5 protein-coding genes and 1 pseudogene are annotated in these 7,868 nt (G+C 49.7%); 4 read left to right on the top strand and 2 right to left on the bottom strand.

All coding sequences use genetic code 11. The features are described 5' to 3' along the window. Positions 1-591 precede the first annotated feature (591 nt). Together ACF8SD_RS05100 and grxC are read left to right on the top strand one after the other, a co-directional pair. Positions 592-816, top strand: a pseudogene (locus ACF8SD_RS05100) (carboxymuconolactone decarboxylase family protein); the annotation flags it as partial. Between the two features lie 12 nt (positions 817-828). After that, on the top strand, positions 829-1,083 hold the full coding sequence (grxC, locus tag ACF8SD_RS05095; RefSeq protein ID WP_104963014.1) for a glutaredoxin 3: 255 nt from the start codon (positions 829-831) through the stop codon (positions 1,081-1,083). A gap of 81 nt (positions 1,084-1,164) precedes the next feature. Here the strand turns inward: grxC and ACF8SD_RS05090 are convergent, their stop codons facing one another. Further along, positions 1,165-1,776, bottom strand: coding sequence for a hypothetical protein (locus ACF8SD_RS05090; RefSeq protein ID WP_104963136.1), 612 nt, complete (start codon positions 1,774-1,776; stop codon positions 1,165-1,167). Positions 1,777-2,393: 617 nt separating this feature from the next. Here ACF8SD_RS05090 and ACF8SD_RS05085 point away from each other — a divergent pair. Beyond that, a complete protein-coding gene (locus tag ACF8SD_RS05085; RefSeq protein ID WP_104963013.1) occupies positions 2,394-3,413 on the top strand; it encodes a nucleoid-associated protein in 1,020 nt (339 codons plus the stop codon). Between the two features lie 11 nt (positions 3,414-3,424). Further along, positions 3,425-4,642 (top strand): hypothetical protein, encoded by a 1,218-nt coding sequence (locus ACF8SD_RS05080; RefSeq protein WP_158682592.1) that lies wholly within the window; start codon positions 3,425-3,427, stop codon positions 4,640-4,642. 294 nt (positions 4,643-4,936) lie between these two features. On the opposite strand, the gene ACF8SD_RS05075 is transcribed toward ACF8SD_RS05080, so the two are convergent. Beyond that, positions 4,937-7,042: an AAA family ATPase gene (locus tag ACF8SD_RS05075; RefSeq protein WP_104963011.1), complete on the bottom strand. Its 2,106-nt coding sequence runs from the start codon at positions 7,040-7,042 to the stop codon at positions 4,937-4,939. Positions 7,043-7,868 lie beyond the last annotated feature (826 nt).

The following is a 7,868-nucleotide window of genomic DNA, read 5'->3' as shown; positions in this document are numbered from 1 at the left end:
AGTAGTGCCCGGCTAGTAGGATATCGGCGAGCGTGAGGTCGCCCATCGAAGCGGTGCAGTCCTCGGCTGCAGGTACCGGCTGGATCGTCGGGCAGCCCTGCATCGGCTCTTCGTCAATCGATACCACGTCGTGCGTCGTTGACAATTTGGACCCTGCGGTAGTCTCAATCGCCCCGGAAACTGTAGATACTTTATGACCGCTTCTTGCCGTTAGCTGCCTTTCTTGAAGGACAGCTTTGGGTGGATAGCGGCCTTCGTGGAGGTTGGTGTCTACGGGGCCGGTTTAGTCATTCTGAATCTCCGGTTTCACCTCCGTGAGGCCGGTCACCGCCATGCATCAGATCTTGATTGACACGCGTGCCGCCTTGGATAGCCTTGCAATTGAGGTCTGTAACTGCGCATTTGTCGGTCCTGGGCACCAGCATGAGCCCCCCCGCAATTTTGGCAGCAGAGGAAGCTGGTTCCTCTGAAGTAGTGACGGCGGGCATTGCCGGTCGGATTCTGAACCCAAGGTCGCCAGACTGGGAGCTAAAGGATCGCTGCGACTACTCCTCATCCCTTACCGAAAACGCACGCGTCGGTCGTGAAGGGAGCCAAGCCCGCGAAGGCACACTCAGCGCGGTTGCCACGCTGGCGCATCAGATCACCGAAAGCCGCGGCCAGTTGAGCGATGCACAGATCGCGGCGGCACGCGAAGCTGGTCTCACCGACAGCAAGATAGTCGAAGTGATAGCACAGGTCACACTGTTGAACCTGACTAACTACCTCAACAATGTCGCCACGACCGATATCGACTTTCCGCCGTCGGCCCGCTAGGAGAGAAGCGCCATGAACCCAGTGACTATCTACACCACCCGGCACTGCCCTTACTGTGTAAGTGCCAAGCGATTGCCCTTAAGCAAAGGCGTTGTTCCGATCGAGATCGATGTTGAGCAGTCTGCCGAAGCGTTGGCGCAGATGCTCCAGCGCTCCGGTCGCAGAACCGTCCCGCAGATTTTCGTAAATGATATGCATGTAGGCGGATTTGATGACTTGGCGCGCCTGGATCAAAAGGCTGAGCTAGACCGATTGCTTCGTGCTTGAGGCTCAGGTGCGGTTGGACATGCGAGGGGGGAATATGTGAAGCCCGGAGGGAGCCGGGCTTCTTTTTGCTGGCGCATAGCCTTACAGGCTGCTCGGCTCGATACCAATCTCCCGAAGTGACTTAACCAGGGATGGGTCGATTACGGCCTCTCCGGTGGAAGATGCGGCCTGGTTGATGCCAACGGTCCGGTATTTGAGTAGGTGACCGGAGACCATCTGCTTCAGAATCTGCTTTGCCTTGTCGCCGCCGGTCACGGTGTACGGACTCATCAGCTGCGAGGTGGACTTGATCGCCTGTTCTTGGGCATTTTTGACCAGTGCGGCCTGCTCGCCCTGAAGTGTAACGAGCGGCGCCATCGGGATAGATGGGGCCATGCCTACCGGGGTCTCCTGCGGAGTGATCGTCCATGCATCGTTCTGATCGATGCGCAGTTGAACGGTACCGACCGGTACTTTGAATCGGCCGCCGGACATTAGGCCGACGTAGATTTCGCTGCCTTCCTTTCGAACTACTGGATAGAAGTGCAGCGGCTGGGTGACGATCCAACTGGGCGCGCCGTGATCACCCGTGGTGACCATCATAGTAGTCTTGTCGGTGAATTCGTCGGTTGTGGCCGTTGCCTTCCAGGTCTGCTGCTCAGTGGCGCATCCTGCGAGGGATAAGGCGATAGCGAGTGCGGCGATCCTTTTCATTTCGGCCTCTCTAGTCTCGGGACCCCATTGTATCAGGGTGCCACCATACTCCTGCTGGTGCCCTAGCCCGGCATTCTGAAGATCGCTGTAGAAAAAATTGTCGACATTACCCAACCTCGCGAGGCAATACCAAGAAACGGATCTTCGAGGTATTTCTGAGGATGCTGGGTGGCCGGCCGTGTGGGGTTTGCAGTGTTAACGAGGATGCGAGTGAGATCCCTGCGGGCCTATTCGCCGCTTGGACTCAGCCGTCCTATAAACCAAAGGTTTACCGCCGTTATGACTGCAGCGGCAGAATTGTGTCACTGGGTGGCCGACTCACCACTCCGTAGAGACGGGATTCCGCCCCGCGATTGGCCGCCTTCCGTAGCATCGTCTTAAATACGGATGCCGCTGAGCTTTGTATTGGACCTAGCGCGACTCCATGCTGCTACACCGACGAGCGGTCTAACGTGGAGCATTGTCATCCGCCAAGAAACCAAATACTGTGTATGCATACAGTAGTTCTTGAAAAGAGCCATCTCAAGGGTTTCGTGGATGTTGGCGGAAGCGTGGCTTAATGCCAGTATTGGCTGAATCCCGTCCTCCGGGGTTGCCTACCGTCGATAAGGATCATCATGGAATTTCAGCTGCAAGGCTTCGTTTTTCATAAAGTAATCACCAATCAGCGAGACAAAAGCGTTGTTCTGATTCCCCGGGACCGTCAGATTGATCTTCCAGAACCGAAGGCGGATAGCTTGGTTAGCACCATTCTTTCAAGCTACGAAGGCGAGGGGAATATGGCATATGCCAGAATTTTGCCGGACAGTTGGTTTGATATTAAAACCAAACGTTATTTCTCGAAAGAACTTGGATTTTATCAATTTTCCAGAGATACCTTGACTCAGCTTAAAATCGAGCTAGAGAAAGCCCCACTGGCAACGGGCGGATTTCTAACCATTATAGACTATCTTATTGATGGTCAGCCCAACCTCATGATTGTCCTTATAAAGAATGCAAAAGGCATTGGAATTGATGAGAACCTAAATCTTGAGGAAATTGACACCCTCGATATCGATAAGCTGCATTTCGCTGCCAATATTGATATAAATCGCTGGATGGAAGCTGAAAAAGATTTAGAGGCACCGCATGTTTCATTCTTGAAAGGTAAAAGCCGTAAAGATACGGTGGTGGGTTATTTCAAGTCACTTTTGGGGATTGACGAAGACGCCTATCTCGATCCGTCAAAACATACTCAACAGCTTGTGGCACTGATCAAGAACTACTGTGAGGAGTTTAAGAGCGAGGACGAGGCGTTAAATAGTCGCCGCGCAATTCGGGAGTGGGCTGATGGGAAAATTGCTAAAGGCGAACCAATCACTTTGCGTGAAGTAGCTAACCAATTGGAGCCCGGCGACCCCAATAATTTCATCAATTTTGTCATTCAAAGTAAAATTGAAATTCCCTCTGAATTCGAGCCGGTCGCTAAGCATATGAAATCCCTGCTTAAATATAGAGTGTCTGGCCCTAATAAGGAGTACACACTATCGTTTGAGCAAGCTGCCTTGGAGAATAAAACTATTTACCTGAATGCAGAGGGGCATTTAGTGATTACTAAAGTCCCTGAAAGCATAAAGCAGAACATTCCTAAAGCTTGATTATGGCCCCGATGACTCCCATTGAAGAAATAGAGGAAATTTTGCAGTTAAACTGCATTTGCCCCCTACGTTGGTCGGGTCATAAGCTCGTGGCTACTTCCCGGTTACAGCAACCGGCGCGAGCAATACTAGCTAGGTTGAATGAATGTGAAAACGTTGAAATTGAGGTTCGGCAAGATGGGCGATTGATTACGCTTAGCGCGGTCGCTGATAGGCTTGTTGAGATCTCTATTACTCCCCCCCGGGGAGCAAACTATTGCTTAGCAAAAGATGAAGATGACTTGCTTGGATTTTTTAATCTGCATTGTCTACCTGAAAATTTTGCGCTGCTTGAAACGGGCTATAAGACTTGGGCAGATGAGACAAAACAACAATCCTCTCCAATAATGCAAGCATCCAGCTTCATTAGAAAGTTGGAGGTTAATGGAGTGTTGGAAGTTACAGGAAGCCGTTTTACCCTGATGACCTATGACCAGAAAATTTATCTGAGTTTTGGCCTACCCCCGAAAGTGGTGCAGCGTACCGCCACCACAGTGGCGAATGGTTTACGTAGGTTGGATGAGATATTCTCTGACGCACTACACTCTTCTGAGAAGAAACGGCTAATACGTAATGCGCTGATTTCCGGCTTGAAGTCTTGTGATGAAAATAATCGATTGGCTCATCTATTGAGCCATTGTGATGAAATGCTTGAAAATGCGCAGCATAATTACGAGCTTTTCGTATCCAATTTTTCGTTCAACAACGATCTCGATAAACTTAATGAGCAAAAGCGTGAGTTTAGCGTAAAGCTTAATGGCCTGCTGATAGGCATACAGGGCAAGCTATTGGCGATTCCCGTATCAACGATTTTAGCAACGACTCAGCTAAAGGATGCATCGGATCCCAGCCATTTAACAATAAATACTACAGTTATGGTGTCTTCGTTATTCTTCTTGTTGATTATAGTTTGGCTTATAAAAAGCCAGATGATAGCAATAAAGGCAATAGAATACGAAATCCTTCAAAAGGAAAAGCGCTTTCGCCAGGAGTTGCCCAAACTATTTGATGAGGTAGTGAGTATTTTTTCCAGCTTGAAGTCAGATTGTAGTTTAAATCTCAAAATGGCTCGCTCGCTTATCGTGCTCTCATTTGTGCTGACCATTGTCACTGGGTACGTATTTTTTCAAAAGACTCCCGAGCTCCTGAGACTATTAAAGACATTGTTTATAATCGCCTGTGGATCGTAGTGTATTTTTTTGGTGCTTGCTTTCGGCCCTTGGCTATCGCTGGTCTTCGGAGAAGCGTAGGACTCACTGACTGCAATGGGTCGAAAGCAGCCGGTCACGAATGCCCGCTTTCGACCCGAAGGAGACGGTGGCCTTTATGGCTTTGGGTACGGTTTCAGCTTCAATGTAAGCAATGAGGGGGAGGCTACAGAATTCGGAAAAAGTCGAACGGTAAGATCTCCGAATTCTGTGGGATTCCCTTCTAGGTCAGAAAGCCCCCCAAGCGTCAGTAGGGATCAGATCCGTGGTACTGACTTACGCAACGGTGGGAGCGGGCGTAAGCAGCGCGACACACTCCTCGATGACATATTCCGGAATGCTCTCGAATTTATGCGGGTTGAGCTGCATCACGTACTCATTCTCGATGTGATAGGACTCGTTGATGAATTTGCGGATGACGCTGTCGTCGTGCTCATCATTGATGAGCCGGAACAGCTGGATTTTTTCATAACCCACAGCGGTAGCGTAAAACTTAGCCTTGATGGCCACCACATCCTTCACCTCAGCCACCAGGGCAATGTAATTAAAGTCAGCGATATGGTTGTTGCGGATTTGTGACTCGGCATCTGCCTGTTCGGCAGTCGTCATGTCCCGAATAGAAGATCCTGACTGAATCGTCGGGGTATCCCGCCCCTTGAAAAGGCTAGCAAGTAGGTTGTATTCCAGGCCTGCGTCGTCCAGCAGCTCGAAGTGTCGTCGCAGGTAGATTGTCTTCAGGACGGTGTCGGTAAGTGCCTCGATATTATCTTTGCAGATTTTGGCGAAGGTCTGGATATCGTTCCTCTCGATCGGAACTTCCGTTACAACCCCGGCGCGCGAAGATAAGAAGCAAGCAGATGGTTCGGCGGCTTTGAATATGGCGTTGGTACTTTTTATGACATCAATCGCGGGTTCGATGTCGTGGGTGAGCATCAGCGTGGTTATGCCGCGCAGACTGGCCTTACCCCGGAATAGCTCCTGGAGGATCGCAAACTTCTTGTTCTTGTCGAAAGATGAGATAGGATCATCCAATACGACTAAATCCGGTTTTTCACTGAGGACTTGATGCATGAATAGCACAAGCGCAAATGCGTTTTTTTCCCCGTAGCTCAGATGACGTGAGGCCGTCTCTATGTAATTCTCCTGGTCTTTGTGGATTAGCTTCATTTTGTAGGATTCTGGTTCGGCTACGATTTCAACAACGTATTTGTAGCCTGCAGACTTCAGGAAGCCATTGATGCTGTTCTGGTTGTCTTCGATGTTTTTTTTAATTTTCGCTTTGTGTCGATTGATTTTCCCTTTGAGGCTACCAACTTTACCAATCAAGTCATCCAGCTGAAGGTTGATAGGGTCGACGGTCTTGCGCGTCTCCTCAGAATCAAGCTTGTCGATTAAATTGAGCTCAATTTTCAAAGGTGTCAGTTGGTCGCCAATTTCTTCGAAATCGCGTAGAGAGAAAAAAGATATAGTTCGCAACCCCTCCAGCTTGTTGATCAATGCATCAATGTCCGCTTTGAGGCCCGTCAGGAAGCTTTGCTCCTCCGCCTGCAATTCAACCTTTGCCTTTGTCACATTCTCCAAATTCTCCCGGCACTTCTCGCTGAAATATTTTCCTAGCCTGTCAATGATTCCGCGAAGGAGGTTAATGTGCCCGACGGCGTTGGAGTCATACTCTCTTTCGACGGCTAAGGCTGTGTCCTTCTGTTCTACGCTAGTCAGCGCTATTGAACAGTAGGGGCAGCTATCTGCTAATTGTAGAAATTCATTGCCTTTTACCTGCCATGCGATCCATTTGGCAGGTTCCTGACTTTTAATAAACGTCGAAAATGGTTGCAGGACATCAGGAATGTTTTCCAACTTATTGCCAGATCCGAATGCCTTGTGGATCTTGCTTGTCTTGGGGATGGCACCTGTCTTAGACTTTCCGAAGGCCTCCCGTAATTCCTTCAGATCGGTTACGACTTGTCCGATTTCAGCATTGTCGGAGAACGCTTTTCGGATACCCGAAAGCAGCGAATCGATATCAGCCATCTCCGCCAGATATTCCGGAGTTCTGATGAAAATCTCAAAACTATTTTTCACAATCTCATCTTTCTGGAACACGAATTGCTGCACATAGCTGTCGTCAAATACGAGGACTTTCCTGAGTTTGTCCACTCCCCGAACCTCCGGGGCTGGCATATCAGGCTTGCCGCGGTGCTTGAATGGGATCAACTCGTGGAGAGAGCCGTCAGCACGAATATGGCTGATAATAGCTTTCGCAATGGTGCTTTTCCCAAGGCCGTTTGGCCCATATTTGATGTTTAGCGCTCCTTCAGAAATAACTACATCTGCGCGGTCAATACTGTTGCAGTTGAGTACGGTAACTGTGTAGTTAGCCATGCGACCCCCTTAATCTTGAACAGAGTAGGCAATTAAAATTAGCAGCTATTTCTACAGTCGTCCGCGAATGTCCGATTTATTTGATTTTGTAACCGGGAATCCACAGTATCCGGAGATTTTTGTACGACAAACCGCGAGCGTCCACTTTTGGCCGATTTTTGCCCTTCGTGAACGGCAGCTTCGGGTCGAAAGCGGTCATTCACGACCGACCGCTTTCGACCCTAGACCCCCGGCTGTTGTGAGGACTCTGAGCCTTTCATCGCATGTGATTGAACGAGCTTACCTCCTCGGGTAACGTCGTAGCGGAGGACTGCAACTGCGCATTCGTCGTGACTGGGTACCAGCAAAGGCCCCCCGGCATTTTGGCAGCAGAGAAAGCTGGTTTCTCTGAAGTAGTGACGACAGGCCTAGCCTGTCGGATTCTGAACCCAAGGTCATTAAACTGGGAGCTAAAGGATCGCTGCGACTACTCCTCCGACATATTGAAAAGGCACCGTGGGTGTCTTTTTTTTCGCTCGTTGTTGCCGGGCTATCAGTACCAAGCTAGGTAGAATCGACGCTGAGGTTGCAGATGACGATCCGTCGTTTTGGATGCACCAGCTTATTTGTGAATGCGGTAGGCAACTCTCATTTTTTCTGTGAAATTTCTACTGGTGAGTCACAGAAAAGATGCAGCTTTAGCTGAAAACACTGGAACGTAGATGTCAGCTTTTTTGTGAGCCTACATCAGGTGTAGGTTCACAGTAACGCTGCACGTTTTCCAAAAGATGCCCGGCCCGGCCAAAACCTGGTCTGCGCCGGTCACTATCAAGCCCGCACTAGCGGG

This window comes from Pseudomonas sp. CJQ_9 (genome assembly GCF_043106615.1).
In the GTDB taxonomy this organism is placed as follows: domain Bacteria; phylum Pseudomonadota; class Gammaproteobacteria; order Pseudomonadales; family Pseudomonadaceae; genus Aquipseudomonas; species Aquipseudomonas juntendi.
This window is presented reverse-complemented; position numbering and strand designations above follow the sequence as displayed.